32 protein-coding genes and 1 riboswitch are annotated in these 26,727 nt (G+C 73.0%); of the genes, 13 read left to right on the top strand and 19 right to left on the bottom strand.

Translation table 11 applies throughout. The features are described from left to right. Nucleotides 1-44: 44 nt before the first annotated feature. A complete protein-coding gene (gene dut / locus H030_RS0120295; RefSeq protein WP_231398487.1) occupies nt 45-503 on the top strand; it encodes a dUTP diphosphatase in 459 nt (152 codons plus the stop codon). A 143-nt stretch (nt 504-646) separates the two neighbouring features. Next, the gene (locus H030_RS0120290; RefSeq protein ID WP_027007454.1) at nt 647-1,348 is read left to right on the top strand and encodes a DUF4097 family beta strand repeat-containing protein; all 702 of its coding nucleotides are present in this window, start codon (nt 647-649) and stop codon (nt 1,346-1,348) included. A gap of 42 nt (nt 1,349-1,390) precedes the next feature. Here H030_RS0120290 and H030_RS0120285 read toward each other — a convergent pair whose 3' ends face one another. The 5 genes from H030_RS0120285 to H030_RS0120265 all read right to left on the bottom strand — a co-directional run bounded on the left by H030_RS0120285 (nt 1,391) and on the right by H030_RS0120265 (nt 6,757). Then, the gene (locus tag H030_RS0120285; protein ID WP_027007453.1) at nt 1,391-3,094 is read right to left on the bottom strand and encodes a glycine betaine ABC transporter substrate-binding protein; all 1,704 of its coding nucleotides are present in this window, start codon (nt 3,092-3,094) and stop codon (nt 1,391-1,393) included. Beyond that, nucleotides 3,091-3,795 (bottom strand): ABC transporter permease, encoded by a 705-nt coding sequence (locus H030_RS0120280; RefSeq protein ID WP_196809206.1) that lies wholly within the window; start codon nt 3,793-3,795, stop codon nt 3,091-3,093. The genes H030_RS0120285 and H030_RS0120280 overlap by 4 nt, the downstream gene beginning before the upstream one ends. Beyond that, nucleotides 3,792-4,592: an ABC transporter ATP-binding protein gene (locus tag H030_RS33860; RefSeq protein ID WP_051223228.1), complete on the bottom strand. Its 801-nt coding sequence runs from the start codon at nt 4,590-4,592 to the stop codon at nt 3,792-3,794. The genes H030_RS0120280 and H030_RS33860 overlap by 4 nt, the downstream gene beginning before the upstream one ends. Nucleotides 4,593-4,705: 113 nt before the next feature. Beyond that, the gene (locus tag H030_RS0120270) at nt 4,706-5,716 is read right to left on the bottom strand and encodes a hypothetical protein (protein WP_155892169.1); all 1,011 of its coding nucleotides are present in this window, start codon (nt 5,714-5,716) and stop codon (nt 4,706-4,708) included. A 45-nt stretch (nt 5,717-5,761) separates the two neighbouring features. Further along, complete coding sequence (locus H030_RS0120265; protein ID WP_027007450.1) at nt 5,762-6,757, bottom strand: YncE family protein; 996 nt, start codon at nt 6,755-6,757, stop codon at nt 5,762-5,764. A 26-nt stretch (nt 6,758-6,783) separates the two neighbouring features. On the opposite strand from H030_RS0120265, the gene H030_RS0120260 reads away from it, so the two are divergent. Continuing rightward, nucleotides 6,784-7,194: a GFA family protein gene (locus tag H030_RS0120260; RefSeq protein ID WP_035128022.1), complete on the top strand. Its 411-nt coding sequence runs from the start codon at nt 6,784-6,786 to the stop codon at nt 7,192-7,194. Here the strand turns inward: H030_RS0120260 and H030_RS0120255 are convergent. From H030_RS0120255 to H030_RS0120220, 8 genes are all read right to left on the bottom strand, one after another. Continuing rightward, complete coding sequence (locus H030_RS0120255; RefSeq protein WP_027007449.1) at nt 7,191-7,934, bottom strand: type 1 glutamine amidotransferase; 744 nt, start codon at nt 7,932-7,934, stop codon at nt 7,191-7,193. The genes H030_RS0120260 and H030_RS0120255 overlap by 4 nt on opposite strands. Further along, nucleotides 7,927-8,664 carry a class I SAM-dependent methyltransferase gene (locus tag H030_RS39790; RefSeq protein WP_051223226.1) on the bottom strand — a complete coding sequence of 246 codons (738 nt, stop codon included), beginning with the start codon at nt 8,662-8,664 and terminating at the stop codon, nt 7,927-7,929. The genes H030_RS0120255 and H030_RS39790 overlap by 8 nt, the downstream gene beginning before the upstream one ends. Continuing rightward, the gene (locus tag H030_RS0120245; RefSeq protein ID WP_027007448.1) at nt 8,661-10,028 is read right to left on the bottom strand and encodes a Mur ligase family protein; all 1,368 of its coding nucleotides are present in this window, start codon (nt 10,026-10,028) and stop codon (nt 8,661-8,663) included. The genes H030_RS39790 and H030_RS0120245 overlap by 4 nt, the downstream gene beginning before the upstream one ends. After that, on the bottom strand, nt 10,025-10,924 hold the full coding sequence (locus tag H030_RS0120240) for a diacylglycerol/lipid kinase family protein (protein WP_027007447.1): 900 nt from the start codon (nt 10,922-10,924) through the stop codon (nt 10,025-10,027). The genes H030_RS0120245 and H030_RS0120240 overlap by 4 nt, the downstream gene beginning before the upstream one ends. Before the next feature lie 67 nt (nt 10,925-10,991). Next, complete coding sequence (locus H030_RS0120235) at nt 10,992-11,873, bottom strand: HAD-IIA family hydrolase (protein ID WP_027007446.1); 882 nt, start codon at nt 11,871-11,873, stop codon at nt 10,992-10,994. Continuing rightward, nucleotides 11,870-12,364, bottom strand: coding sequence for a GNAT family N-acetyltransferase (locus tag H030_RS0120230; protein ID WP_027007445.1), 495 nt, complete (start codon nt 12,362-12,364; stop codon nt 11,870-11,872). The genes H030_RS0120235 and H030_RS0120230 overlap by 4 nt, the downstream gene beginning before the upstream one ends. 36 nt (nt 12,365-12,400) lie before the next feature. After that, nucleotides 12,401-13,138, bottom strand: a complete 738-nt coding sequence (locus H030_RS0120225) for an SOS response-associated peptidase (RefSeq protein ID WP_027007444.1) — start codon at nt 13,136-13,138, stop codon at nt 12,401-12,403. 1 nt (nt 13,139) lies between these two features. After that, a complete protein-coding gene (locus tag H030_RS0120220; protein ID WP_035128019.1) occupies nt 13,140-13,745 on the bottom strand; it encodes a hypothetical protein in 606 nt (201 codons plus the stop codon). 68 nt (nt 13,746-13,813) lie between these two features. Here H030_RS0120220 and H030_RS0120215 point away from each other — a divergent pair, with 68 nt between their 5' ends. Beyond that, entirely contained in the window at nt 13,814-14,209 is a 396-nt protein-coding gene (locus tag H030_RS0120215) for a hypothetical protein (RefSeq protein ID WP_155892168.1), read from the top strand. On the opposite strand, the gene H030_RS0120210 is transcribed toward H030_RS0120215, so the two are convergent. Beyond that, nucleotides 14,206-15,042, bottom strand: a complete 837-nt coding sequence (locus H030_RS0120210; RefSeq protein ID WP_027007441.1) for a hypothetical protein — start codon at nt 15,040-15,042, stop codon at nt 14,206-14,208. The two genes, H030_RS0120215 and H030_RS0120210, sit on opposite strands and share 4 nt — an antisense overlap. Nucleotides 15,043-15,093: 51 nt before the next feature. Between H030_RS0120210 and H030_RS39265 the strand changes: the two genes are divergently transcribed. The 7 genes from H030_RS39265 (at nt 15,094) to H030_RS0120170 (ending at nt 21,414) form a co-directional block, all read left to right on the top strand. Next, on the top strand, nt 15,094-15,690 hold the full coding sequence (locus tag H030_RS39265; RefSeq protein ID WP_051223223.1) for a CGNR zinc finger domain-containing protein: 597 nt from the start codon (nt 15,094-15,096) through the stop codon (nt 15,688-15,690). After that, nucleotides 15,687-16,244, top strand: coding sequence for a dihydrofolate reductase family protein (locus H030_RS0120200; protein WP_027007440.1), 558 nt, complete (start codon nt 15,687-15,689; stop codon nt 16,242-16,244). The genes H030_RS39265 and H030_RS0120200 overlap by 4 nt, the downstream gene beginning before the upstream one ends. Before the next feature lie 118 nt (nt 16,245-16,362). Continuing rightward, entirely contained in the window at nt 16,363-17,145 is a 783-nt protein-coding gene (locus tag H030_RS37595) for a phosphodiester glycosidase family protein (protein WP_027007439.1), read from the top strand. A 52-nt stretch (nt 17,146-17,197) separates the two neighbouring features. Further along, a complete protein-coding gene (locus tag H030_RS0120185; RefSeq protein ID WP_051223221.1) occupies nt 17,198-18,547 on the top strand; it encodes a glycosyltransferase family 4 protein in 1,350 nt (449 codons plus the stop codon). Further along, nucleotides 18,544-20,307 (top strand): ABC transporter ATP-binding protein, encoded by a 1,764-nt coding sequence (locus H030_RS33840; RefSeq protein WP_035128968.1) that lies wholly within the window; start codon nt 18,544-18,546, stop codon nt 20,305-20,307. Before H030_RS0120185 ends, H030_RS33840 begins: the two co-directional genes overlap by 4 nt. Beyond that, complete coding sequence (locus tag H030_RS0120175) at nt 20,304-20,924, top strand: hypothetical protein (protein WP_027007437.1); 621 nt, start codon at nt 20,304-20,306, stop codon at nt 20,922-20,924. The genes H030_RS33840 and H030_RS0120175 overlap by 4 nt, the downstream gene beginning before the upstream one ends. 85 nt (nt 20,925-21,009) lie before the next feature. After that, the gene (locus H030_RS0120170) at nt 21,010-21,414 is read left to right on the top strand and encodes a DUF3592 domain-containing protein (RefSeq protein ID WP_027007436.1); all 405 of its coding nucleotides are present in this window, start codon (nt 21,010-21,012) and stop codon (nt 21,412-21,414) included. A gap of 103 nt (nt 21,415-21,517) precedes the next feature. On the opposite strand, the gene H030_RS0120165 is transcribed toward H030_RS0120170, so the two are convergent. Continuing rightward, nucleotides 21,518-22,432, bottom strand: coding sequence for a hypothetical protein (locus H030_RS0120165; RefSeq protein WP_027007435.1), 915 nt, complete (start codon nt 22,430-22,432; stop codon nt 21,518-21,520). A gap of 118 nt (nt 22,433-22,550) precedes the next feature. On the opposite strand from H030_RS0120165, the gene H030_RS33835 reads away from it, so the two are divergent. Then, nucleotides 22,551-23,189, top strand: a complete 639-nt coding sequence (locus H030_RS33835) for a CAP domain-containing protein (protein WP_051223220.1) — start codon at nt 22,551-22,553, stop codon at nt 23,187-23,189. Here the strand turns inward: H030_RS33835 and H030_RS0120155 are convergent. The 3 genes from H030_RS0120155 to H030_RS0120145 are packed head-to-tail and all read right to left on the bottom strand — an operon-like array spanning nt 23,186 to nt 24,832. After that, on the bottom strand, nt 23,186-23,464 hold the full coding sequence (locus H030_RS0120155; protein WP_027007434.1) for a DUF2277 domain-containing protein: 279 nt from the start codon (nt 23,462-23,464) through the stop codon (nt 23,186-23,188). The genes H030_RS33835 and H030_RS0120155 overlap by 4 nt on opposite strands. Before the next feature lie 9 nt (nt 23,465-23,473). After that, a complete protein-coding gene (locus H030_RS0120150) occupies nt 23,474-23,986 on the bottom strand; it encodes a hypothetical protein (RefSeq protein ID WP_027007433.1) in 513 nt (170 codons plus the stop codon). Between the two features lie 18 nt (nt 23,987-24,004). After that, nucleotides 24,005-24,832 carry a helix-turn-helix transcriptional regulator gene (locus tag H030_RS0120145; protein ID WP_027007432.1) on the bottom strand — a complete coding sequence of 276 codons (828 nt, stop codon included), beginning with the start codon at nt 24,830-24,832 and terminating at the stop codon, nt 24,005-24,007. A 102-nt stretch (nt 24,833-24,934) separates the two neighbouring features. Between H030_RS0120145 and H030_RS0120140 the strand changes: the two genes are divergently transcribed. Continuing rightward, on the top strand, nt 24,935-25,630 hold the full coding sequence (locus H030_RS0120140) for an SDR family NAD(P)-dependent oxidoreductase (RefSeq protein WP_027007431.1): 696 nt from the start codon (nt 24,935-24,937) through the stop codon (nt 25,628-25,630). Between the two features lie 19 nt (nt 25,631-25,649). On the opposite strand, the gene H030_RS40510 is transcribed toward H030_RS0120140, so the two are convergent. Beyond that, a complete protein-coding gene (locus H030_RS40510) occupies nt 25,650-26,525 on the bottom strand; it encodes a peptidoglycan-binding domain-containing protein (RefSeq protein ID WP_051223218.1) in 876 nt (291 codons plus the stop codon). Between the two features lie 26 nt (nt 26,526-26,551). Beyond that, a riboswitch (cyclic di-AMP (ydaO/yuaA leader) is annotated at nt 26,552-26,710 on the bottom strand. Between the last annotated feature and the right edge of the window lie 17 nt (nt 26,711-26,727).

Below are 26,727 nucleotides of genomic sequence, written 5' to 3'. Positions count from 1 at the left end.
AATCGCGCCCGCGCGGGGCGGGACCGCACGCGATGATGAATCGCGTGACCGCCGCGATCACGACGACCGAGACGCTCGACGTCCGCCTGCTGCACCCCGACGCCAAGCTGCCCGCGCGCGGGCGACCCAACGACGCCGGCTACGACCTGTCGTCGGTCGAGGCGTTCACGCTCGGCCCGGGCGAGCGGCGCCTGACGGCGACCGGCGTCGCGGTCGCGATCCCGCCGCACGTGGCGGGCCTCGTCACGCCGCGCTCCGGCCTGGCCGCCAACCACGGGATCCACCCGCTCAACTCGCCGGGCCTGATCGACCCCAACTACCGCGGGGAGATCAAGGTCGCGCTGCACAACGCGTCCGACACGCACATGGAGATCGGCGTCGGCGACCGGATCGCCCAGCTGCTGCTGGTCCCGTTCTGGGCGCCGCGCCTGGAGGTCGTCGACGAGCTGCCGCCGTCGCCCGACGACCGCGGCGCCGACGGCTTCGGATCCTCCGGGCGCTAGCCCGCCTGGACGCCCGAGCCGAACACCACAAGGCGTCCATTTCCAGGGGATCCCCCCGTCGGGGGATCCTTGCAGTGGGGATGTGAGAAGGGGGGCCACCCGTACCACCGGACCCTCGCGGCCGGTCTACCTTCTCGCCCACGTTGTCCACGATCCGGATCGTCCTCTTCGCCGCGCTGGGCCTGCTCGTCCTGTCCGGGCTCGCGTTCGCGGCCTCGGAGGCGCTGCACCGCGACCGGACGTCGCTCGCGACGGTCGTCTCGCCCGTCCACCGGATCGTCATCGACTCCGACAACGGGGACGTCAACGTCAGCGCCGGCCTGACCGGCGACGTCGTCATCCACCGCCACGACGCGTGGCTCGTCGACCGCCCCGACGTGCGCGAGCGCTACCACGACGGCGTGCTGGAGATCGACACCAACTGCGGCCACCTCAAGGCCGTGCTGCGCTGCCGCTCGAACCTCAGCATCGACGCGCCGCCCGAGGTCGACGTCGCGATCAGGACGAAGTCCGGCGACGTCAGCCTGCGCGGCCTGCAGGGCCGGGCCGACATCGAGACCGACTCGGGCAACATCGACACCCACCGCCTTGAGCCCGTCACCGTCAAGGCGACGACCGACGCGGGCGACGTGTCGCTCGACCTCTTCGGCTCGCCGACGCGCACCGAGGCCAGGTCCGACGCGGGCGACGTCCAGGTGACCGTGCCCTACGGGATGTACCGCGTGGACGCCAACGCCGACGGCGGCGGCAACGTCAAGGTCGACGGCGTCATCCGCGACGACCTCGCGCCGCAGGCGATCGACGCCACGACCGACGTCGGCAACATCACGGTCCGGGCGCGCTAGGACCAGCGCGCGCCCGGAGCGCGTGACGTCGCGACGGGTTCGCTACTTGATGAAGTGCGACTCCGTCAGGTACTCCCTGGCCACCGCGGCCGGGGTCTGCTTGTCGAGGTCGACGCGGGAGTTGAGCTCCTGCATGACCGGCAGCGTGAGCCCGGCGGTGACCTTGTCGATGGTCGTCGCGAAGTCCGGGCCGGCCGCGTCCGCGACCTTGGTCGTGGCGAGCAGCACCGCGTTGTAGGGCGGGAACAGCTGCTTGTCGTCCTGCAGCAGCACCTCGTTCTGCGCCTTGATCTGGCCGTCGGTCGTGAAGACCTCGCCGACGTCCGTCTGGCCGTTCTTGATGACCTCGTGACGCTTGGCGATGTCGATCGACACGAACTTCTTGAAGTGCAACCCGTAGGTCCTCTCCAGGCCGAGCAGGCAGTCCACGCGCTGCTGGCACTCCGGCGGGCCGGAGACCTTCAACGTGGGGGCCTTGTCCTTCAACTGCGACAACTTGGTGATGTTGCCGAGCCTCTGGGCGGTCTGCTGGGTCACGGCGAAGCCGTTGGAGTCCGTGAACGGCGACTGCTTGTAGGCCGTGATGTTCCTCTTGGCCATGCACTCCTTGGCCTGGGTGTAGGCCTGGTCGGCGTCGTGGCTGACGTCGGCGTCCTTGATCCTGCAGAACGACGTCAGGATCGTGCCCGTGTACTCCGGGTACGCGCCGACGCGGCCCGAGTCGAGCGCCCTGAGGGCGATCTGCTCGGAGCCGAGGTTGAGCTGCTTCTTGACCTTGTAGCCCGCCGCCTGCAGCGCCTGCGCGTAGATCTCGCCGAGGATGAACTGCTCGGTGAAGTTCTTCGAGCCGATGGTGACCTGCGGCTTCGAGGCGTTGTCAGGGTTCTTGGTGATCAGGCTGGCGTCCTGCGCGTTCGTCGCCGTCGTGGCGGCGGCGCTGTTGCTGGACGTGGTGTTGCTGTTGTTGTCATCGCTGCCGCACGCGGCCAGGCCGAAGGAGGCCAAGACCAAGACGAGCAGGGCGACGACGCTGCGAGAGCGCATGCGTCGGATCCTCCTGGGGGTGTGGTTCTCTTGGGTGAGCTTGAGGCCGCGCGGCGTGACGGCACGCTGCAGCGCGGAGAAGATGAGCTCGGCGCCGATCGCCAGCAGCGCGATCAGGAGCGCGGTGCCGAGGCGGCCGGCGTCGCCGTGGACGTTGGCGTTGATGATCGGGACGCCGAGCGTGTTGACGCCGACGTAGGGGCCGAGCGTGGCGGTCGCCAGCACGTTGACGACCGACGTCCGGATGCCGCCGAAGATCAGCGGCAGCGCCAGCGGCAGCTCCACGCGGGTGGCGAGCTGGCGCTCGGAGAGGCCCATGCCGCGAGCGGCGTCGACCACGTCGCGATCGACCTGGCGGATCCCGACGTAGGTGTTGGTGAAGATCGGCGGGATCGCCAGCAGGACCATCGCGAAGACGAGGTTGCCGGCGTTGAGGCCGAGGTAGGTCGAGGCGAAGACGAGCACCGCGAAGCTCGGGACCGCGCGGCCGACGTTGGCCGCGGTCGAGGCCGCGAGCTGGCCCTTGCCCTTGTGGCCGAGCCACAGCGCGATCGGCAGCGTCAGCGCGATCGAGACGACCATCGCCTCGAACGTCACGCGCAGGTGCGTCCACAGCAGCGGCCAGAGGTGGCTGCCGCCGACCTGGACACCGCCGCCGACCGACTCGCGCGAGTGCAGCAGGTAGTCGATCGCGTCCCTCACGCGGTCGCCCCCTTCACGCGCTGCCAGGGCAGCAGCAGGCGCTGGGCCAGGACCAGCGCGAGGTCGAGCACGAAGGCGAGCAGGACGCAGAGGATCCCGGCGGTCAAGATGTTGGACTTGAACGTGATGTCGGTCAGGATCTGCTGGCCGAGCCCGCCGGCGCCCGCGTAGAACGCGAGCGCTGCGAGACCCACATTGGTGGTGGTCGCCACGCGCAGGCCCGCGATGATCTCGGGCAGCGCCAACGGCAGCTCGACCTTCCACAGCAGCTGGCGGTCGGTCAGGCCCATCCCGATCGCCGCGTCCTTGGCGTCGGCCGGGACGTTGTCCAGGCCGGCGACGATGTTGCGGAACAGGATCAGCAACGTGTAGGTCGTCAGCGGGATCAGCGCGGTCGTGAAGCCGAAGCCGGTCAGCGGGATCAGGATCGCGAACAGCGCCAGCGACGGGATCGTGTAGAGGATCCCGGTGACGCCGATGATCGGGCCGGTCAGCCAGCGCTTCTCGTGGGCCAGCAGCGCGAGTGCGAAGGCGATGATGAACCCCAGGACGACGCTGGTGAGCGTCAGCTCCAGGTGGCGCCAGAGGGGTGAGAGGTACTGGTGGAAGTGGTGGACGATCCACGACGGGCAGACGCCGTTGTTCTGGACGCAGTCCAGGTGCCTGGAGTCGCGCTGGTGGAGGACGACCTGGGCGATCACGCGCGGCGCGCCTCGCGAACCTCTTGGAGCCACTCCAGGCGGGCGACCATGCGGTCGACGCCGACGAACTCCTTGACGAAGTCGTCGGCGGGCGCGGCGACCAGCTCCTCGGGCGTCGCGAACTGCGCCAGCACGCCGCCGGGGCGGATGACCGCGATGTGGTGGCCGAGCTTGAGCGCCTCGTCGATGTCGTGGGTGACGAAGATGACGGTCTTGCCGAGGTCGGCCTGGAGCTTGCGGAACTCCTCCTGCAACCTGTTGCGGTTGATCGGGTCGATCGCGCCGAACGGCTCGTCCATCAGCAGCAGCGGCGGGTCGGCCGCCAGGGCGCGGGCGACGCCGACGCGCTGGCGCTGGCCGCCGGAGAGCTGCGCGGGGTAGCGCCTGGCCATCGCGGGCTCGAGCGAGACGAGCTCCAGCAGCTCCTCGGAGCGCTTGGCGATCTTCTTGTCGTCCCAGCCCAGCAGCTTCGGGACCGTCCCGATGTTCTCGGCGACCGTCAGGTGCGGGAACAGGCCGATCTGCTGGATCGCGTAGCCGATGCCGCGCCGCAGCTCGGCGGCCGGGCGGTCGGTGACCGAGACGCCGTCGACCCTGACGTCGCCCGAGGTCAGCTCGATCATGCGGTTGACGAGCCGCATCGCGGTCGTCTTGCCGGAGCCCGACGGGCCGATGAAGATCGTCAGCTCGCCGGCCGGCACTTCCAGCGAGAAGTCCGTGATCGCCGGGTGCTCGGCATCGTCGTAGACCTTCCGGGCGTGGTCGAACTCGACCGTTGCTGCGCCAGACGTGCTCACTTGTGCACCAACCTACTGGGAATTGAGCGGTCCGGGTAGCCCGACGGCCCCTCGGCTTGGGCGGAGTTTCGGGGAGTCATAGAAGAGGTCCGCGACCGGCGGAACCGCCGATCCTAGCCACCGCTCCGGGCGTGTGAAGCCGGTTCGGCGTCAGGCCGCTCTCCGGTCGGCGCCACCGGGTAGGCGATTTCGATGTGAACCATCGTTTCGGGGTCAACGCCGGATTCCTCCAGGCGTGTCGCGACGATCTGGCTGTCCAGCCAGACGCTTTGCTTTCCGGCTCGCGTTGTGAAGTTGAACGGCGGCTTGAACCACCGACTCAGATGCTCGTCCGGGTCCCCAATGCTGAACCGCACGCCAACTTCGATGGCGTCTGGGTTGGTCGTCTCACGGGTCAACCCAAACAAGAACGGAAGCGTCGTGTTCGCGAGAATTGTCCTGCAATCGCGTGTTTTCACTTCGCGGTGCCATTCAACTTCATCGATGGGGCGCCGGGCGGAAGCAGGGATCTGGGTGATCCTTGCCGTGAAGTGAACCGCGATCGGCTGTTGCTCGGCGACGCTCTTGACGTAGATCTTGTCGGGCTCGAAGTGCTCGCGGAGATCTTCGGCCAGCAACCGGAAGCCGATGCTCGCGTCAAGGATGAGGCCGGCGGGGTGGGCCATGTCCATTAGGCGGGACGCCAGGTTGAGGACCTTGCCGGAGTAGTCGAGGACGGTGTCGCCGGCGACGAGGCGGGAAGCGGCGCCGCGGGCCATGCCTATGCCGACGCCGGTCGGGACCGAGAAGTTGATGATGGGGATCTCGTCGAACATCCTCGGGAAGTCCTCCAACAACCTCAGCGACTGCTGGATTAGGCCGTTGGTGCGCTCTTTCAGCTCGTCCTCCTCAACGGGGAAGATCATCAACATGCCGTCGCCGGTCGGCTTGAAGAAGGCCGGATCCGTGAAGTAGGTGCGCAAGAGCTGGTCGTAGAACTTCTTGATGAAGATCGACGCTTCGACCGACTCGACCTCGAGGCTGAAGCGGGAGAAACCGCGGATGTCGACGTTGATCGCGATGACGATCTGCGACTCGTGCTTCGCGGTCGCCAGTTGCTCCAGGAACTCGGATGGGGACTGCATGGATGCGGAGTCAAGCACAGCTTTGTGTGCGGTCTGTGGCATCGCTCACCGATGGCGGCTGATCAATTGCAGGGTGCCCGACGCCGGGGAGGCGACGGCGATCGTGGAGGTCGAGGCGTCGATGGCGAGCGCGTTGGGTTGGCGGACGGTGGGGAGCGTCGTGGTGGCGGTGGGAGCCGTGAGCGGGATCAACGTCAGTCCGTTGGCGGCCGTCAGCGTTACAGCGAGGATCCGGCGGATCGGGTCGACGGCGATCGCGTAGGGCGCGCCCGCCAGCGCGCAGTGCGCGACGCGGTGCAGGCGCGGCTGGGTCGCGTAGGTCAGGACGGCGTTCCCCGTGGTGTCGGTGACGTACACGCGGTCGTCGAGCGTCGCGAGGTGCGTCGCGCCGGCGGGCGCGGCGACCGACGCGATCCGGCGCAGCGTCCTGGGGTCGTAGAGCTCCAGGACGCGGCGTGGGCCGGAGAGGACCGCGAGGTGCGTCGCGGCGTCGGCGGCCGCGATCGCGGTCGTCGCGGTGGAGAAGTGGGCGACGGGGCCGTCGCGGCCGAGCACGTCGACCTCGCCGCCGACGGTCACGAACGTCCTGCCGAGGGCGACGGCGGCCGACGCGGGCCGCGCCGCGGACGACACGGCGACGGCGTCGCGGCCCAGCTGGCCCTGGAGCAGGAAGACCGCGGGCGTCGGGTCGCCGGGGCGGGGGACCGCGCCGGGCACCGCGACGCGCTGGGACACGCGCCCAGTGCGCGAGCCGACCAGGACCAGGCGCGCCGGGTCGTGGACGGCGACCGCGAACTGGCGGCCGAGCACGTCGGCGCCGACGGCGTCCGGGCGCGCGCCGACGGAGACGACGCGGCCCGCGGGCCTGCGCGCCAGCGGCGGCGAGACCGCCGGGCCGGCCTGCGGCCCCGCGGCGGCGGGCGCCGAGGCCGTCGGCGCGGGCGTGCGCGCCGGCATCTGCGCGGCGGGCGTGGAGCCGCCGCAGCCGCCGAGCAGCGCGGCGAGGACGAGGGTCGCTGCGCTCAGCAGCGCGGTCCGCATCCCGCAAGGCTGGCAGGATCAGCACCATGACGACGCATCTCACCGGGGCATGCCTCTGCGGCGGCGTGCGCTACGAGGTCACCGAGCCGCTGGCCGACGCCAACTACTGCCACTGCACGCGCTGCCAGCGGCGGACCGGCACGGCCGCGTCGGCCAACGCGCGCATGCGGCCCGGGTCGTTCCGCGTCGTCGCGGGGGAGGAGCTGATCAAGGCCTATGACCCGGGCGACGGCGGGTTCCTGAAGCTCTTCTGCGTCGGCTGCGGCAGCGCGCTGTACTCCGAGGACCCGGCCGACCCGTCGGTCAGGGCGATCCGCCTCGGGACGGTCGACGGCGATCCCGGGATCCGGCCCGAGAAGCACCAGCGCGTCGAGACCGCCGCGGTCTGGGAGGCGATCCCCGACGACGGCCTGCCGCGCTACGCCTCGCCGAGCTAGAGCCCGGCCGCGCGGCGCGCCGAGGCGTGCGCCGCGTCTTCCAGCGCGTCGTCGAGCGGCGCCAGGTCGCCCGGCGCGAGGCCCAGCGACGTCGCCAGCAGCCAGTCGGCGAACCACGCGTTCTTGGGCAGCAGCGGCCCGTGCAGGTAGGTGCCGATCACGTTGCCCTTGATGACGCCCTCGAAGCCGGAGCGGCCGTCGTTGCCGTGGCCCTTGAGCACCTTGCCCAGCGGCCGCTCGCCGGCGCCGAGCATCGTGCGGCCGCCGTGGTTCTCGAAGCCCGCCAGGACGCGCGGGCCGTCGAGGCCCTCGAGCTCCACCTCGATCGCGACGTTGCCGATCAGCCGCGAGCCGTCGATCGCGCGCTTGGTGACGAGGTCGACCAGCCCGATCCCGGGCACGGTCTCGTCGCCCAGCTCGTAGTGGTCGCCGAGCAGCTGGATCCCGCCGCAGATGCCGAGCACGACGGCGCCGCGGGCGGCCGCCGCGTGCAGCGCGTCGCGCTTGGTGTCGTAGAGGTCCTGGGCGCAGAGCTGCTGGTCGCGGTCCTGGCCGCCGCCGAGGTAGAAGAGGTCGTGCGCGCCGGGGTCGACGGCGTCGCCGAGGCTCGCCGCGGTCAGCTCGAAGCCGATCCCGCGCCACCCGCACCGCCGCTCCAACATCAACATGTTGCCGCGGTCGGCGTAGATGTTCATCAGGTCGGGGTAGAGCGCGCAGACGCGCAGGGTCCGGTCAGCCACGCAGGACCACCACCGTCGAGCCCACGTAGACGTCGGTCGCCGGGATCCGGCGCAGCTCGGCCGCCTCGAACCCCGCGGCGGCCTCGGCCTCGTCGGCCAGGCCGACCGGATCGACCCGCGCCAGGCGGATCACGTCGTGCTCCTCGGGCACCGAGTCATCCCCTATGACTTTCCGCAGGCGGTGGATCGCCGCGTAGTCGCCCTCGTCGACGACGGCCAGCGGCAGCGACGCGTACTGCACGCCGGCGATCTCGCCGACGTCGGGCTCCGGCAGGCCGTCGGTCTCGCCGTCGAAGCTGTCGAGCGCGTCGGCCAGCGCGATCGCGACATGGCCGCCGGGCCTCAGCGCGCGGCGCGCGGCGACGAAGAACTCCGCGCGCGCCGCGGCGTCGGGGAGCAGCTGGAGCGTCTGCATCGGCACCGCGACGAGGCCGAAGCGGTCGGTGCCGAGATCGAACGTGCGCGCGTCGGCGACGACGGTCTCGATCGTCACGTCGAACTGCTTCGCACGTGCGCTCAGCGCCTCCAGCAGCTCGGCGTCGATGTCGAGCCCGACGACGTCGAAGCCGCGCACCGCGAGGTCGAGCGCGACGCGCCCGGCGCCCGCGCCGACGTCGAGGACCGGCCCGTCGGCCTCGGCCGCGAGGTCGCGCCACAGCGGCAGGTCCTCGAGGTAGTTGCCGCACTCGATGTCGTGCCAGATCACGCCGAGCGGCACCGGGCGGCTCATCCGAACGACCCCCGCGCCGCGCCGCGCGCGACCAGCTCCTGGCGCAGCGCGAGCATCGCCGTGTAGGTCGGGATCGCCACGAGCCGCCCGGACCCGCCGGCGACCGCGCGGTCCAGCGCGGCGGGCAGCGACGGCTCGACGACCAGCCGCTCCTCCGGCACCCCGGCGTACTTGAAGCGCAGCGCCAGCTCGGCCGCGCGCGTGCCCGAGCAGACGACGCGCGCCAGGCGGCCGGCGAGCAGCTCGAAGTCCGCGTCCCAGACCCACGAGACGTCGCGGCCGTCGGCGACGTGGTCGTTCAGCACCGCGAGGACGTCGTGCTCGCCGTCCTCCAGCGCGAGCGTCCGCAGCACCTCGTTGGCGCCCGCCGGGTTCTTCACCAACAACAGCAGCAGGTCGCGCCCGCCGAGCGACACGGTCTCGGCGCGCCCGAAGGCCGCGGCGGTCGCCTCCAGCCCCGCGACGATCTCGTCCGGTGAGGCACCCAGAGCGGTGCTGAGCGCCGCGGCGGCCAGCGCGTTGTACACGTTGTAGAGGCCGGGCAGCGGCAGCGCGACCTCGACGGTCGTGCTCGGCAGGCGCAGCGTCACGCGCGCGCCGCGCAGCCCGTCGAGGACCACGCGCTCGGCGGCGACCGACGGCGCCGGCCGCGTCGCGCCGCAGGCGTCGCAGTGGTAGTGGCCCAAGTGCCCCAAGAACACGAAGTCATACGTGTAGGGCGCGCCGCAGCGGCGGCAGTGCTTGGAGTCCGCGGCGTGCGCCATGCCCTCCAGCGCGACCGACGGGTCCTCGACGCCGAAGTAGACGACGCCGTCCCGGTCGCGGCCGAGGTCGGCGACGAGCGGGTCGTCGGCGTTCAGCACCAGCGTCTGCGCGTCGCCGGTGGCGACGACGGCCGCCCAGCGGTCGGCGATCGTGTCCAGCTCGCCGTAGCGGTCGAGCTGGTCGCGGAAGAGGTTGGCCAGCAGCAGCGCCCGCGGCCTGATCTGGGGGACGAGCCGGTCGAGCCAGAACTCGTCGATCTCGAACAGGCCGGTGTCGCCGCGCAGCGTCGCGCGCGGGCCCGCGGCCTCCAGCAGCGTGCCGGCGATCCCGCCGGCCATGTTGGCGCCCGCGCGGTTGTGGACGAGCGTGTGCCCGCCGCGCTCCAGGATCGAGGCGACCATCGCGGCCGTCGTCGTCTTGCCGTTGGTCGCGGAGATCACCGCGCTGCCGTTGGACAGGCGCGCGGCCAGCGACCCGACCGCGCCCGGCTCCAGGCGCAGCAGCAGCTTGCCCGGCAGCGACGTGCCGCCGCGGCCCGCGCGCCGTGACACCGCGCCCGCCGCGCGCGCCGCCGCGAGCTTGACGGACAGCAGGCTCATGCCGCGGGCAGCAGCACCTGGATCGCGCCCGGCACCGCCCTGATCGTCGCGGGCAGCTCGCCGATCGGGTCACCGTCGGCGTAGACCGTGAACGGGCGATCGGCGGCGATCCGGACCTCGGCGCCGCGCATCATCGTGATCGACTTCAGCTGCGTGTGCGTGCCCTTGAAGACGCCCGGCAGGATCTTGGTCAGGAACTCGGTGCGCGAGCGCGGCGACGCCATCATGACGTCGAGCTGCCCGTCGTCGAGGCGGGCGTCCGGTGCGGCCTTCATGCCTCCACCGTAGAACCTCGTGTTGCACGCCCCGACCGACCAGCCGCTGAACGTCCGCCGCTCGCGGTCGACGGCGACGTCGAACGTGGCGGGGCGGAAGGTCGCCAGCGCCCGCAGCGCGCCGTAGGCGTACACCAACGGGCCGAGCGCGGCGGGGGCGGCGTTGGCGACGCGGTTGGCCTCGGAGTCGAAGCCCAGCGAGGCGATCCCGATGAACGTCTGCGGGTCGTGCGAGCCGGAGACGACCTCGCCGAGGTCGACCGGCGTCGGCACGCCGCCGGCCAGGACCGCGCACGCCGCGACCGGGTCGCGCGGGATCCCGACGGTCCGGCAGAAGTCGTTGCCGCGGCCGCCGGGCAGGACGCCCATCAGCGCGCCGTCGTGGTGGCGCAGCGCCGCCGCGACCGCGCCGACGAGGCCGTCGCCGGACAGCGGGACGACCGTCTCGCCGGCCGCAGCAGCCGCGACCGCCAGCTCCTTGGCGTGGCGGACCGACTCGGTCTGCACGACGCGGTAGGTCAGCCCGAGCCGCTGCAGCTCGGCCTCGACGGCCGGGAGTGCCTTGAGCGCGCGTCCACCTCCGGCCGAGGGGTTCACGAGCAGGGCGAGGGGGCGCGGCATCCGCGTCCATCCTGCCGCAAAGCGCCACGAAACAGCCCGCCCGCGCGGGGAGGAGCCGGGTTCGAGCTCAGCCCAGGACCAGCTCGGCCAGCGAGGCGGCGATCGCGACCGGCGCCGGATCGGTGGCCGCGCGGGCCTCGGCCTCGTTCGTCGCGCCGGTCAGGACGATCGCGGCGTCCAGGCCCGCGGCGTGGGCGCCCGCGAGGTCGGAGTCGAGGCGGTCGCCGACGACCAGCGCCTTGGGCGGCGCGGGCGGCGCCGACCCCGGAGCGGCGGCGAGGCGCTCGGCCGCCGATTGGCGCGGGGCGCTGCCGAGCGGACCGCCGAGGCGCTCCATCGCGGTCAGGAACGGCTGGGCGGCGGGCTTGCCGCAGTTGATCGCGACGGCACCCGTCGCCGCCTCGACCGCGGCGACGACCGCGCCGGTCCCGGGCCACAGCCCGTCCGCCGTCGGGAAGACCGGGTCGCGCCCGGCGGTCACCAGCTCGGCGCCGGCCAGGACCGCCTGGGTCGCGCCGCGCAGCTCGTCGTAGGAGAAGTGGTCGTGGGCGGCGACGACCACGACGTCGGGCGCGGGCACGTCGAGGCCGTTGACGACGCGCAGCCCCGCGTCCTGGACGTGGCGGTGGATGACCGGCGCGCCGACCACGTAGGCCGACCGCCAGCGCTCGGTCTCGGCCAGGACGTGCTGGATCGCGCCGCCGACCGTCACGACCTCCTCCAGCGACGCCTGCAGCCCGAGGCCCCAGAGCTTGCGGACGTACTCCTCGCCCGAGCGGCGCGCGTCGTTGGTCACGAACGCGACGCCGATCCCTCCGGCGCGCAGCGCGGCGACCGCCTCGGCCGAGCCGGGCACCGCGTCCTCGCCGACGTAGACGCAGCCGTCGAGGTCGAGCAACACGTAGGCGTACTCCGCCAGCAGCGGAGACAAGTCAGGGTGGTCGCTCACGGTCGCCGCGAGATCTCATACACCTTGCGGTCGCCCTCGTCGGCGACCACCTGCATCCCGGCGCCGAGCAGGACCCGCTGCGAGGCCAGGTTCACGAGGTCGGTGTCGGCGTGCACCGACCGGACCTCCGACCTGGCCAGCGCCCAGGCCAGCACGGCCTGCAGCGCCTCGACCGCGTAGCCGCGCCGGCGCGCGACCGGCACGATCCCGAAGCCGACGCTGACCTCGCCCAGCTCGTCGGGCGGCGCGTGGAAGCCGACGTCGCCGATCACGACGTCCTCGTCGGCCAGCATCACCTGGTAGTGGCAGAAGCCGCCGCGGTCGATGTCGGCGTCGACCAGCTCCTGCTGCATCGCGACCGCCACGAGCGTCCCGTCGAGCGGGTAGCCCTCGGCCCATGTCTGGCCCGGCAGCGGCCGGCCCTCGAGCAGCTCGCGCATCTCGTCCGGCGCGAGTGGGCGAAGGCGCAGTCGAGGGGTCGTCAGATCCACACGATCGACCCTAGCCGACGGGCGGCAGCGGGCCGCTCAGAACAGGCTGAGGGCTGCGTCGCCGCCGCCCGCCGGGTCGTCCTCGGGCGGCGCGTCGTCGAGGCAGTCCGGCGCGTCGTGGCGCGCGTCGCTGACCGCGGGGCCGACGGCGCGGCGGGCGGTCAGGTCGTCCGGCAGGGCCACCAGCAGCTCCGGGAGCAGCGGCGCGGGCGTCGCGTGGTCCAGCCACGCCTCCTCGGCCGCCTGGTCGGGGAGGATCACCGGCATCCGGTCGTGGATGTCGGTGAGCTTGGCGTTGGCCGCCGTCGTGATGATCGTGCACGTCCGCAGCCCGTCCTCGGGCGCGCCGTCGCCGTGCCAGGACGCCCACAGGCCCGCGAACGCGAACGGCGCGCCGTCGGCGCGCGTGATGTGGAACGGCTGCTTCTTGCGCGACGCGCGGTCCGGCCGCGGCTGCCACTCGTAGAAGCCGTCGGCGACGATCAGGCAGCGGCGCGTCTTCAGCGCGTCGCGGAACGCCGGCTTCTCCGCGACGGTCTCGGACCGCGCGTTGATCATCTTGTAGCCGACCTTGACGTCCCTGGCCCAGAACGGGACCAGGCCCCAGCGCAGCAGCTCGCCGCGCGGCTCGCCCTCCTTGGAGGTCGTGACCGCGACGACGTCGTCACCGGGCGCGACGTTGAAGCGCTGCCGGACCTCGAGCGACTCGCTCAGGCCGAAGCGGCCGCGCAGGTCGTTCTGGGCCGGCGTCGCGAGCGAGTACCGCCCGCACATGTCAGCCGGTCTTGGCCGCCGCTTTGGCCCTGGCCTGGCGCCGCCGGCCGAGGAGCGCCAGGACGACGATCGCGACGATGACGATCAGGAGCCCGAGCCAGACCGCGACCAGCGTGCTGACGCCGCCCAGCGGCCAGGCGATCAGCTTCGCGATCCCGGTGCCGACGGCGATCAGCGCGACGACCAGCGCCACGATGATCGCGATGCCGCGCACGCGCGCGAACGTCCCGGCGCTGGCGGGCGGGGCGACGATGCCCATGAAGCGCAGCAGCAGCAGCTGGCGCGAGGACGGCGGCGCCTGGCCGAGGCGCTCGACCGCGGCCTTGAGGTCGTCCGGGCGGCGCTCGGCGAGCGCCAGCGACGCGTCGGCCATGCGGCGCAGCGCCATCCGCTCCTGCGGGCGCGCGGCAGCGAGCGCCTTGCGGAAGTGCTCGCGCGACGTCTTCGCGTCGTAGCGCTCGGCGGCTCGGGCGCCCAGGATCGCCTGCGCGGCGGCCTTGAACTTCTGCTCGCGCTCGAGCTCTTCGTCGGAGCGGTTCTCGAGCTGCTGCATGGCGGCGAGCCCGCCTTGCTGCTGCATCCGGATCTGGCGCTGCTTGGGCGGCATGTCACCTTGCAGCCTACTGGCAGCGGCGACCTTCCACGGAGCGCCCGTCACCTGGCAGGATGCGCGCGATGCCTCGTCGTCTCGTGCTCCTGTTCTGCCTGCTCATCGCGTTCTCCGCGCCCGCCGCCGGGATCGCCTATGCGCAGACCTCGTCGCCGTTCGCGCCGCTGCCGCAGGCGACGACGACGCCGGACGACTCGACCACCACGACGTCGACGTCGTCCGACGACAACGGCGGGCTGGCGGCGTGGCAGCAGGTCCTGATCTTCCTCGGCGGCGGCGTCCTGATCGCGGGCATCGGCTGGGCGATCCTGTCCGACGCGCGCAGCCACGCGCCGGTCGAGGACGAGACCGAGGTCCAGCACGCGGCCAAGCTGCGCAAGGAGGACGACATCAAGCGCCGCAAGGCCAAGTCGCGCGACGCCAGCAAGCGCGCCCGCGCGGCGCGCAAGCGCAACCGCTAGTTCTTGGCGGCCGAGGTCGTGGTCGTCACCTGCTGGGCGGCGAGCTCGGACTCGGTCAGGTTCTGCTCGCCGGGCGCCTCGGCGTAGCCGGAGCCGAGGGCGCGGCCGTGGGCCGCGAGGCAGGCGCGGTCCAGGCGGACGAAGACGAGCGCGACGCCGGCCTCGCCCTGGGCGGGCGTGTTGCGGCACCAGGTGTAGGTGTAGGTCTTGAAGTTGAGCGCGGCGACGAACGGGTTGCCCAGCTCGGCGACCTTCTTGTTGTCCGCGCCGATCACGTGGTCCTTGATCGCGACGCAGTCGTAGCGGCCGATCGACTTCGTCAGGACGCGGTCGTCGGGCACGGCGTCCCTGGCCTTGAGGATCGGGCCGCAGAACGTGGAGAGGACGGGACCGTCGAGCTCTCCGGCCTTCACGCGCGCCCGCGCGTCGGCGGTGATCCGGTCGTCGACGGCGAGCAGCAGGCGGTGGCGTGCCGCGAGCTGCTGGGCTGCGGTCGCGCCGGCCGGCGGCCTCAGCTGCGGCGCGGCGTCGTGGTGGGGCGCCTGCTCGCGGACCATCTTGGCGCGCAGGTCCCTGATGACCCTCGCGCTGCGCGCGTTCTCGGTCCTCTCGCGCGAGTCGCGGTCCGAGAACGCGAACACGGAGGCGACGACGAGCCCGGCGGCGACGACCGCCAGGACGCCGGCGCCGACGGCGATCCGCCTGCGCTGCTGGGCGCGGGAGCGGGCGAAGTACGAGGCCTGGCAGTGCGGGCAGCGCTCGTACCGCGTCCGGCCCTCGCGGCCGCAGCGCGGGCAGGTCCGGAGGGGAGGGAGGTCATCGTCGTCGCTCACGACGCTAACCAGCGTAGACACGTTGGGTGGTTGTGCGCAACCATGTCGTGCGTGGAGCGCTTCGACCCCGGCCGCCAGCCCTCCGGACGCACGCCCGCGCCCGGCCGGCTCGGGCTGGTCCAGGCGTTCGCGAACTCGTTCTGGGACCTGGACGGCGGGGGCGCCGACGAGTGGGCGGACGCCGCCGGCTACGGGCGCTGGCTGGCGGCGCGCGGGTTCGGGGGCGGCGAGCGCGTGTCGGAGGACGACCGAGTGCGGGCGATCGAGCTGCGTGAGGCGCTGCGGCGGATCGCGCTGGGCCATCATGATGGTGTCGCTCCGGAGGCGAGCGACATGGTGGTGTTGAACACCGCCGCCCGGAGCGCCCCGTTGGCGCTGCGCTTCGAGCCCGACGGCTCCGCGATCCACGTCCCCTCCGGCGACGGCCCGGACGCCGCGCTGGCGCTGGTCCTCGGCGTCGTCGCCGAGGCGCAGGCGGACGGGCGCTGGTCGCGCGTCAAGGCGTGCCCCGGCCCGCACTGCGGCTGGCTGTTCTACGACGCGTCGCGCAACCGCTCGCGCCAGTGGTGCTCGATGGAGATCTGCGGCAACCGCGTCAAGGGCCGCGAGTTCCGCGCGCGCCGCCGCGGGGCACAGGAGGTGGCATGAGCGCGAAGCTGGTCTATGGCGTGACGATGTCGCTCGACGGCTTCATCGCCGGGCCGGGTGGCGACATGGGGTGGTTGACCCCGCACATCGGGCCCAACCCCGCGGTGCCGGAGTTCATCGCGCAGGTCGGCGCGCTGCTGGTCGGCCACCGGACGTTCCTGGGCGACGACCCGCACAAGAGCGACGCCGAGCGCGCGGGCAAGCCGTTCGGCGGCGGCTGGGAGGGCCTGCAGGTCGTGCTCACCCACCACCCGGAGCAGCACGCGGAGCCGATCCCGGACGTCGTGTTCGTCAGCGACCTCGACGACGCGATCGACCGCGCGCAGCACGCGGCCGGCGACGGCAGGGTCGTCAACGTCCTCGGCGCGCAGACCGCCCGCGCCTGCCTCGACGCGGGCCGCCTCGACGAGCTGCTGGTCTTCATCGCGCCCGTCCTGCTCGGCGACGGCACCCGCCTGTTCGAGCGCCCCGGCGGCGCCGACGTGCGCTTGGAGCGCCTCGAAGTCGACGCCCGCGCCGAGCGGGCGACGCTGATCCGCTTCCGCGTTCTCTAGCCTTCTGAAGGGCGCGCCGCCTGGGCGGCGAACTCATCCTCCAAGGTCGGACTGCCGACCCTCGTAACGAGAGCTTCACGCCTCCGACGCCCGACACACGCATCCTGTGACCCGCGCCATGGCCACCCGCCAACGCTTGACGCCGCTGCGCGACGCCGCGCAGCCCAAGCTCCGGCATCTCCGCCGGGAACGTCTGCGCCTGCCCGACGGCGCCAGGACCACGCTGTACGTCGCCCGCTACGACCTGCGGCGCTTCGAGGCGCGCGTCGTCCGGCTCCCGCAGCCCGCGCCGTTGGAGGCGTTCTGCCGCGCCAACGGCTTCGACGAGGCGCTCGTCGGCGGCTTCTACGAGCGCCCGGACCTGATCCCGCTCGGCGAGCTGCGCACCGGCGGCGTCGTGCGCCGCCACGTCCCGTTCGCCGAGCCGTTCGGCGCGATCCGCGCCGCGATCGCCATCGACGGCACCAACGTGACGATCGCCCGCCGCGACGAGCTGCCGGACGCGCCGCGCGGCGACTTGATGCAGGCCGGGCCGCTGCTGGTCCGCGGCGGCGCCGTGGTCCGGGGCGACGACGAGGGCTTCAGCGCGGGCTCGCACCAGTTCGACTCCGACATCACCGCCGAGCGCCACCCGCGCGCGGCGATCGGGATCACGCGCCGCGGCGAGCTGCTCGCGGTCACCTGCGACGGGCGCGCCGACGACGAGGCGGGGCTGCTGATCGACGAGCTCGCCGAGGCGATGGCCGCGCTCGGCGCGGTCCAGGCGATGAACCTCGACGGCGGCGGCTCGACGTCGCTGGTCTGCGGCGGCCGGCTGCGCAACGAGCCGCGCGAGTCGCACGGGATCACGCTGCCCGGCGGGCGCGCGGTCGCGACGGCGCTCGTGTTCCGCCGCCGATAGTCAGCGTTCCGGAGTTTCATATAACAGAGGCGTGCGCGCCCTCTCCGGTCTCATGTTCTTCCCACGCGGTGGCAGCGCGCACGTCACGCGGGCGCTGGCGGCCGCGCTGCCCGAGCACGGGTGGGACGTCACGATCGTGGCCGGCTCGCGCGGCGACGGCGGCCACGGCGACGCGTCCCGCTTCTTCGCCGGGCTCGACGTCCGGCCGGTCGACTTCGACGCCGGCAACGCGCCGCTGCACCCGTCCTACGAGGACCGCCCGGGCGCGCACGACCGCGTCTTCGCGTCGCTCGACGACGCGGCGTTCGAGACGCACGTCAGTGCCTGGGCGCGGGCGTTCGATCGCGCCGGCGCGGCCGAGTGCGACGTCCTGCACCTGCACCACCTCACGCCGCTGCACGAGGCGGCCGGGCGCGTGGCGCCGGACGTCCCGATCGTCACGCACCTGCACGGGACCGAGCTGCTGATGCTCGAGGAGATCGCCGACGGCGCGCCGTGGCCGCACGCCGCCGCGTGGGCCAGGCGCATGCGCGCCTGGGCGCGGCGCTCGGAGCGGCTGCTGGTGCTGTCGCCCTCGCAGATCCCGCGCGCGGTGGAGCTGCTCGGCGTCGAGCCGGACCGCTGCGTGCTCGCGCCCAACGGCTTCGACCCGGAGGTCTTCGACCGCCTGGAGGTCGACCGCGGCGCGCTCTGGCGCGAGCACCTCGTCGACCACCCGCGCGGCTGGCTCCCCGGTCAGGACGAGGGCAGCATGGCCTACACCTTGAACGAGATCGCACCGCTGACGCACGGCGGGCCGGTGGCGATGTCGGTCTCGCGCTTCACGGCCGTCAAGCGGATCGGGCTGATGATCCGCGCGTGGGCGAGCGCTCAGGCGTCCGGAACGCTTCCCGACGACGCGTCGCTGGTCCTGCTCGGCGGCTACCCCGGCGAGTGGGAGGGCGAGCACCCGGCCGACGCGATCGCCTCCAGCGGCGCCCGGAACGTCTTCCTCGGCGGCTGGCGCGACCACGATGCGCTGCCCGCGTTCCTGTCGGCGGCCGACGTCTTCGCGCTCGCCTCGGTGCGCGAGCAGTTCGGCTCGGTGCTGGTCGAGGCGATGGCCTGCGGCCTGCCGCCGATCGCCGTCGACCGCTTCGGGCCGGCCGACATCGTCCACGACGGCGCGACCGGCTGGCTCGTCGAGCCCGACGACGAGCGCGCGCTGGCCGCCGCGCTCGCGCAGGCGCTGGCCGACCCGGTCGAGCGCCGCCGCCGCGGCCGCCGCGCCTGGCGCGACTCCCACGAGCGCTTCTCCTGGCCCGCGCTGGCCGCCGACCTCGCGACCGTCTTCGACACGGTCGCCGAGGAGGACGCGGACGCCGACGAGCCGCGGTTCACCGCGAGGACCCCGACCGCGTGACCGAAGCTGAGCCGACGCAGGCCACGCGGCGCGCCGAGCTGCACCGCATCGGGAGGTTGTTCACGCCCTACCGCGTGCGGCTGAGCGCGGTCCTGGCGCTGATCGCGCTGAGCGCGACGATCTCGATCGCCTCGCCGTTCCTGCTGCGCGAGATCCTCGACACGGCGATCCCCGAGGGCGACACGGTCCTGCTGACGTGGCTCGTGGCCGGGATGATCGCGGTGGCGATCTCGACCGGTGCGCTCGGCGTCGCGCAGACCTACCTGTCCAACATCGTCGGCCAGGAGGTCATGCACGACCTCCGCGCCGCCGTGTACCGCCACCTGCAGAGGCTGTCGCTGGCGTTCTTCACACGCACGCGGACCGGCGAGGTGCAGTCGCGGATCGCGTCGGACATCGGCGGGATCCAGAGCGTCGTGACCTCGACGGCGACGTCGATCGTCTCCAACGTCACGACGGTCGTGGCGACGATCGTCGGCCTGTTCGCGCTCGACTGGCGGCTGGCCGCGTTCTCGCTGATCATCCTGCCGTTCTTCGTGTGGATGACGCGGCGCGTCGGCGGCGAGCGGCGCAAGATCACCGCGGCGCGCCAGGGGCGCGTGGCCGACATGTCGTCCTTGGTCGAGGAGTCGCTGTCGGTCTCCGGCATCCTGCTGGGGCGGACGATGGGGCGCGGGGAGGAGCTGGTCGAGCGCTTCCGCGCGGAGTCGCGCGAGCTGGCGACGCTGGAGGTCCGCTCGCGCATGGCCGGGCGCTGGCGGATGGCGAGCGTTCAGATGTCCTTCGCGATCCTGCCGGCGCTCGTGTACTGGTTCGCCGGACAGACCGGCGCGATCTCGGTCGGCACGCTGGTCGCGTTCACGACGCTGCAGACGCGGCTGCTGTTCCCGATCGGGTCGTTGTTGTCCGTGTCGGTCGACCTGCAGTCGTCGCTGGCGCTGTTCCACCGCATCTTCGAGTACCTCGACCTGCCGGTCGACCTCGAAGAGGCGGCCGAGCCGGTCGAGCTGCGGGACGTCGTCGGCGACGTGAAGTTCGAGGGTGTGACGTTCGGCTACGACGCCGACGTGGCGCCGACGCTGGACGGCGTCGACCTGGAGGTGGCGCCGGGGTCGTTCACCGCGATCGTCGGCGAGACCGGGTCCGGGAAGACGACGCTGGCGTACCTGGTCGCGCGGCTGTACGACGTCGACGCGGGGCGCGTGACGATCGACGAAGTCGACGTGCGCGACGTGTCGTTCGCGTCGCTGGCGCGGACGGTCGGGCTGGTCTCGCAGGACACGTACCTGTTCCACGCCACGGTCCGCGACAACCTGCGCTTCGCGCGGCCGGACGCGACCGACGCCGAGCTGGAGGCCGCGGCGCGCGCCGCGCAGATCCACGACCTGATCGACCGGCTGCCCGAGGGCTACGACACGATGGTCGGCGAGCGCGGCTACCGCTTCTCCGGCGGCGAGAAGCAGCGGATCGCGATCGCGCGCGTCGTGCTGCGCAACCCGCCGGTGCTGGTGCTCGACGAGGCGACCTCGGCGCTGGACACCGAGACCGAGCGCCACGTGCAGGACGCGCTGGACCGGCTGGCGGCGGGGCGGACGACGATCGCGATCGCGCATCGCCTGTCGACCGTGCGCGACGCCGACCAGATCGTCGTGCTCGACAGGGGGCGGATCGTGGAGCGCGGGACGCACGAGGAGCTGCTGGAGCTGGGTGGGCGCTACGCCGCGCTGCAGAGCGCGCAGGGGGAGCAGACGCGGGCATGAGCCCACGGCCGGCCCTCGTCGCGCTCGACCTCCACGCCGACCCGGCGCGCTGGGAGATGGCCGGCTTCCGCGCCGGCACCGACCGGCTGCGGATCGGGACCACCGACCTCGTGTTCCTGCCGGGCGCCGCGTCCGGGCTCGTGGGCTGGACGCTCGCGGGCGCGATCCCGGAGGGCGACGGCGCGCTGGCGGGCGTCCCGACGACGGCCGGCACCGCCGCGAGCGAGGCCGCCGCCGCGCACCCCAACACGGTCTCGGCGATCGACCACATCGTGTTGACCACGCCCGACACCGCGCGCACGTTCGAGACGCTGGAGGCCGCGGGCTTCGAGCTGCGGCGCGTCCGCGATGCGGGCTCCGAGCTGCGCCAGGGCTTCTTCCTCTTCTCCGACCTGATCCTGGAGGTCGTCGGCCCGCCCGAGCCCGCGCCCGGCACCGCCGAGGACCCCGCGCGGCTGTGGGGGATCACGCTCGTGGCGGACGACCTCGACGCCGCGGCCCGCGCCACCGGCGCGAGCGAGCCGAGGGACGCGGTCCAGCCGGGGCGCCGGATCGCGATCGTCCCGAAGGACGCCGGTCTCGGCACACGCGTCGCGCTCATGTCGCCGCGCTCCTGAGCGTAAGCCGGTGGCGGCGAGACGGTTGTCACATCAGACATCCGCCACGCCACTCGCCACCCGCACCCAGGAGCACACGATCGACATGGGGTTCTTGAAGGACATCCGCAACCTCCAGAAGCAGGCCGAGGCCATGACGCCGCCCGAGCACCGCGGCATGGCCGGCGGCATGCGCCGCATGCGCGACGGCGTCGCCCAGGCCAACCAGGTCCTCGGCGACCTGCAGGCCGACGGCGTGAAGGCCCAGCACCTGATGGCCAACGGCCAGGCCGGCAGCGCGACGATCACCGCCGTCCGCGACACCGGCATGACGATCAACGACAACCCGACGGTCGAGATGGACCTCGACGTCTCCCTCGGCGGCGGCGAGCCCTACGCGGTGACGCACCGCCAGACGATCTCCCGCATCGCCATCCCGAGCTTCCAGCCGGGCGCGACGGTCCCGGTCCGGGTCGACCCGGCCGACCGCACGTCGCTCATGATCGGCTGAACCAAGCTCGGCCACCGCGCTCTCCGCTGGACCGGGACGCGACGGCCGACGCGGCGGCGCCCGGCTCCGCACAGCCGGGCGCCGTCCGCACTACGCGGCGCGGTCAGCCGAAGGTCAGGCGGCGTCGCTCGATGCGGCACCTGCCGGCGGCGAGGCCGTCGTCGTAGCAGCCGCCCTGGCTCGGCCCGAGCAACACGGTGGTGTCGCTCAGCGCCGCGAAGCCGAAGTGCTGGCGCATGTCGCGCGCGAAGACCGTCCTGCGCGTGCGCAGATCGCGCCGGTAGACGCCGAACCGTCGCGAGCACCCCTCCGGGTCGCCGTGGCAGGTCAGCAGCCAGCTCAGCGTGTGGCCGCCGACGAACGTCGGGCCCGTGAAGCGCTGCCCGCCCTCGCCGGGCTGCTCGGTCGCGAGCGTCTCGGGATGGCCCGTCCGGACGTTGGCGAGCGCAAGCGCGACCGCGTTGTCCTCCGGAGCGGTCGGATCGTCGTAGTTCAGCGTCGCTGCGAGCAGGTCGCCGCGCAGCTCGGCCTCCTCGACGTCCGCGTGCGGCTGCGGCCACGGCCGGACGACGCGCGGGGTCGCGCCGGCCGCGGTGCGGAGGTGCAGCGCGCCGTCGGCGTCGGCCCAGGCGAGCCGCTTGCGCCAGAACGTCACGGCCGCCGGCATGGCGCGCTGCGCGGTGTGGCCGATCGGCCGCGAGGCACGGTTCGGCAGGCGCCCGATGTGGAGGTGGCAGCGCAGCCTCCCGGTGCGGCCGCAGACGCCGACGACGATCGACGGCCGGCCGAACGCGTCCGGGGCGAGGTCGAACGCAACACCGTCGTCCAGCGGGTTGTCGGGGTCGGCGACGTGGCTGCGCTCCGGGCGCGTCGTGACGGTCCCGTCCGGCGCCCGCACCTTGACGACGTGCTCGCGGGCCTTCGGATCGACGTCCTGCCAGGCGGTCCAGCCGGCGTAGGCCTTGATCGTCGTGGGCGCCTGCAGCGACGCGTACGGCGTGGGGGCGGGGGCGAGCATCGGATCCGGAACGCGCGCGCCCCGGCTGAGGTGACGTGCGGGGTTCCGGATCGGACGGATGTCCAGAGCGGCTCAACTTCGCTCACGTGTGCGTCGCTGCGGGGTCGATGGACTCGCGATGCCTCGTCGCCTTCGCAGCATCCTGGTCCTGCTCGCCGCCGTCGTCGCCGCTCTGGCCGTCGCGCCCGGCGCGTGGGCCGCGTGCGCCAACGAGGACGTGTCGCCGTCGGATCCCGCGGCCGTCTCCGCCACGCTGTGCCTGCTCAACGCGCAGCGCGCGCAGCATGGCCTCTCGGCGTTCAGCGAGTCGGCGGTGCTCGACAAGGCCGCGGCGGCCTACGCCCGGCGGATGGTCGCCGATCGCTTCTTCGACCACGTCTCGCCCGACGGCGGGACGTTCATGGACCGCATCAAGGCCGCCGGCTGGACCGCGAGCGGCAGCTGGACGGCGGGCGAGAACATCGCCTGGGGCTCGGGCTCGCTCGGGACGCCGGCGTCGACCGTCGACTCCTGGATGCACTCGCCGCCGCACCGCGCCAACATCCTCAACGGCGCCTACGGCGCGATCGGCATCGGCATCGCCGAGGGCGCGCCGCAGTCCGGCATCTCCGGCGACGCGGGCACCTACGTCAACGACTTCACGTCGCCGATCGCCAGCGCGGCGTCGTCCAGGCGCACGGCGGTCAAGTGCGCCACCAAGGCGCAGGCCCGCGCCGCGCGCCTGCGCGGCAAGCGCTGCTCCGCGGTCAGCCGCTAAGCGGCGGTGATCGTGTAGCGCGCCTGGGCGCGCCTGCGGGCCTTGGCCGCCTCGACCTCGCGGTCCTTCGGCGGCGCGTTGGTGACCAGGGAGTCGAGCAGCTCCTGGGTCGTCGCGGCGACCTGCGCGACCGCGCGGTCGAACGCCTCCTGGTTGGCCTGCGACGGCTTCGTGAAGCCGCTGACCTTGCGGACGTACTGCAACGAGGCGGCGTGGACCTCGTCGCCGGCGGCCGGCGGCGCGAAGTTGTACAGGGTCCGGATGTTGCGGCACATGCCTTCAGGCTAGGGGCCGTCCGGGCCGGCGTCCAGCGCCGCCGCCAGCGTCAGGACCACGCGCTCCTGGGCGGCGTAGGCGTCCTCCAGCGCGTCGGTCGCGCCCGCGACCGCGGCGTCCTCGCTCGGCAGCGGGTGCGCCATGAGCTCGCCGCGGACCTCGGCGACGAGCGCGTCGCCACCGATCGCGCCGGCCAGCGACGTGATCGCGGCCGCCCGGACGCGGGCGCCGTCGACGAAGGCGGCGAGCACGGTGTCGGGCGACAGCGGCGCGCGCCCGAAGACGCGGCCGTGCAGGACCGCCGGGTTGGCGCGATGGCCCTCGCGCTGCTCGGCGCGCAGCTCCTCGGCCAGCTCGACGGCGGCGCCGAGGTGCTCGATCGCCTGCGCGATCCCGGTCCCGTCGACCGGCAGCGACGCACGCAGGACGGGGGAGACCACCTCGAGCAGCGCGCGCCGCTCGGCGGCGGTGGAGGCGAGGATCGCCTCGACCTCCTGCACATGGGTCGGCTCGGCCGCCATCTCAGCGACCCACGGTAGTCAGTCCGTCGGCGTGAACGTCTGCGTGCCGATCGTCGCCAGCAGCGCGAGCTTGCCCGCCTCCTCGGAGCCGGGCTGCGCGGTGTAGACGATCAGGCGCAGGTCGCTGCCCGCGACGTGCAGCGAGTCGCAGTCGAGCGTGATCCGCCCGACCTCCGGATGGTCGATCGTCTTGCGCGACGCGGCCCGGACGCCGACCGGCGCCTCCTCCCACAGCGCGGCGAACTCGCCTGACGCCTCGAGCAGCTCGTCGATCAGCCTGCGCAGGCGCGCGTCGTCGGGGTAGCGGCCGGACGCGGCACGGAGATCCCCGACCACTTCGCGCGACATGCGGTCGTGCTCCTCCGGCTCGCGGATGAAACGCGACGCGCCGCCGGTGAAGTGGCGCCACGCGATGTTCGCGTCGCGCGCGCCGACCAGCGCGATCCCGAGCGCGTTGGCGGCGACCGGGAAGTAGGCGGCGTCGATGACGAGCACCGGGACGTCGCTGAGCCGGTCCAGGATCCGCTGCACGCCGGGCGTGATGTGGCGGTCGATGTGGCCCGCCAGCGGCGGCGCCTGGCCCGCGACCCGGAACAGGTGGGCGCGCTCGTCGTCGCTGAGCCGCAGCGCGCGGGCCAGCGGCGTCAGGACCGACGGCGACGGGCTCGTCGCGCGGCCCTGCTCCAGGCGCGCCAGGTAGTCCACCGACAGCCCGGCGAGCTGCGCGACCTCCTCGCGGCGCAGCCCGGGCGCGCGCCGCCGTCCGCCCGCGGGCAGGCCGGCCGCCTCGGGCGTCAGCCGGTCGCGCCAGGTGCGCAGGAGGACGGCGAGCTCGTCGTGGTCCATGACGACAGGATGCCCGAGGCGGGCGCGCTTATCCTCGCCCTGCCGGTCCCAGGCAAGAGCGTCCTCTTTTGCCCGGCGCCTTCACGGCGCATCCTGTGGTCCATGAGCACCATCTTGATCACGGGAGCCAACAAGGGCCTCGGCCGCGAGGCCGCGCGCCGGCTGAGCGAAGCGGGCCACGACGTCTGGATCGGGGCGCGCGACGCCGCCGCCGGCACCGAGGCCGCCGAGGCGCTCGGCGGGCGCTTCGTGCAGCTCGACGTCACCGACGACGCGTCGGTCGCCGCCGCCGTCGACACCATCAACAACTCCGGGACCGGCCTCGACGTCCTGGTCAACAACGCCGGGATCATCGGCGCGCGCAAGCCGGTGCACGAGATCACCGCCGACGAGCTCGCAGGGACGTACGCCACGAACCTGTTCGGGATCGTCCGCGTGACCCGCGCGTTCCTGCCGTTGTTGGAGGCCTCGGACAACCCGGTCATCGTCAACGTCTCCAGCGGCCTCGGCTCGCACGGCGTGACGAGCGACACCGACCGCGTCGAGTTCAACGTCAACTCGCTCGACTACTGCTCGTCCAAGGCCGCGGTGAACATGCTCACCGCCCAGTACGCCAAGGGTCTGACCAACATGAAGGTCAACGCCGTCGACCCCGGCTACACCGCCACCGACTTCAACGGCCACTCCGGCCCCCAGACGATCACCGAGGGCACCGACGCGATCGTCGCGCTGGCGACCATCGGCCCCGACGGCCCGACCGGCACCTACAGCGACCGCCACGGCGTCGTGCCGTGGTGAGCGGCACCGCGGCGCGGGGCTACAGGCCCGAGGGGTGGCGCGCCACGTAGCCGGACGTCGAGCGCATGCCCGGGCCCCAGCGCGAGCCGTCGGACGCGCGCACCGAGGTGTCGTAGCGGCGGCCGTTGATGACCATGAAGGCGTGCGACGCGTTCGCGTAGATCGTGACGAAGCGGCCCGGGCCGGCCTTGCCGTAGGACATCAGCTCGCTGGAGTCCATCGGGACGCCGAGGCGGCCCATGCCGTGCAGCACGTAGGACACGCTGCCCGAGCAGTCGTAGCCCGCGGCCTGGAACGACCCGTGGCCACCGCCGTAGATGTAGGGCTTGTACTGGATCCGGTTGGCCGCCGCGACCGCGCGGCGCAGCAGGAGCACGTGGCGCGGGATGGCGATCGCGCCGCCGCCGCGCAGGTGCGCGCGCTTCAGGACCGGATGGCTGCCGTGAACCCCGAGCGCGCTCCAGGTCGACGGGCCGACAACGCCGTCGGCGGTCAGGCCGTGCGCCCGCTGGAAGCGCTTGACGGCCCGCGCGGTCCCGGGGCCGAAGACGCCGTCGGCGCCGATGCCCAGGCGCCGCTGCAGCAGCGTGACGGAGGACCCGCGGCCCTGCACCTTGACGCCGTGCGTCGCGCCGCTCGAAGCATGCGCGCGGTGGTGGACCAGGCGCCACGTGACCGTGCCGACGATGCCGTCGACCGCCAGGTGGTGGTTGCGCTGGAACTTGCGCACGGCCTTGTAGGTGCCGTGGCCGAAGATGCCGTCGGCGGGGGAGATCCCGAGGTCGCGCTGCAGGACCTTCACGCGCACGCCGTGGCTGCCCTTCTTCAGCGGCTTGGCGCCCGCGACGGGCGTGGTGGCGACCGCGGGCACGACGAACGACGTCGCGGCGAGCACGGCCAGGAATCTGCGAGATGTGGGAACAGGCATGTCAGAGGGCGCCTGCGAGGTGAGCTGTCGGGCTCGCACCGCACAAGCGGCGCTACACGGTCATCCGGACCGCGATTCGCCCCGGCGACCGGGCTTCGGTCGCAGTGGGTCCCCCGTCCGTTCGCTAACGAACGATTCGGCGCGTCGTCGTTCTACCAACGAAAATCCC

The sequence above is a fragment of the Conexibacter woesei Iso977N genome, from assembly GCF_000424625.1.
GTDB lineage: Bacteria > Actinomycetota > Thermoleophilia > Solirubrobacterales > Solirubrobacteraceae > Baekduia > Baekduia woesei_A.
Note: the sequence above shows the minus strand (reverse complement) of the source record. Positions and strands in the feature narration are given on the sequence as shown.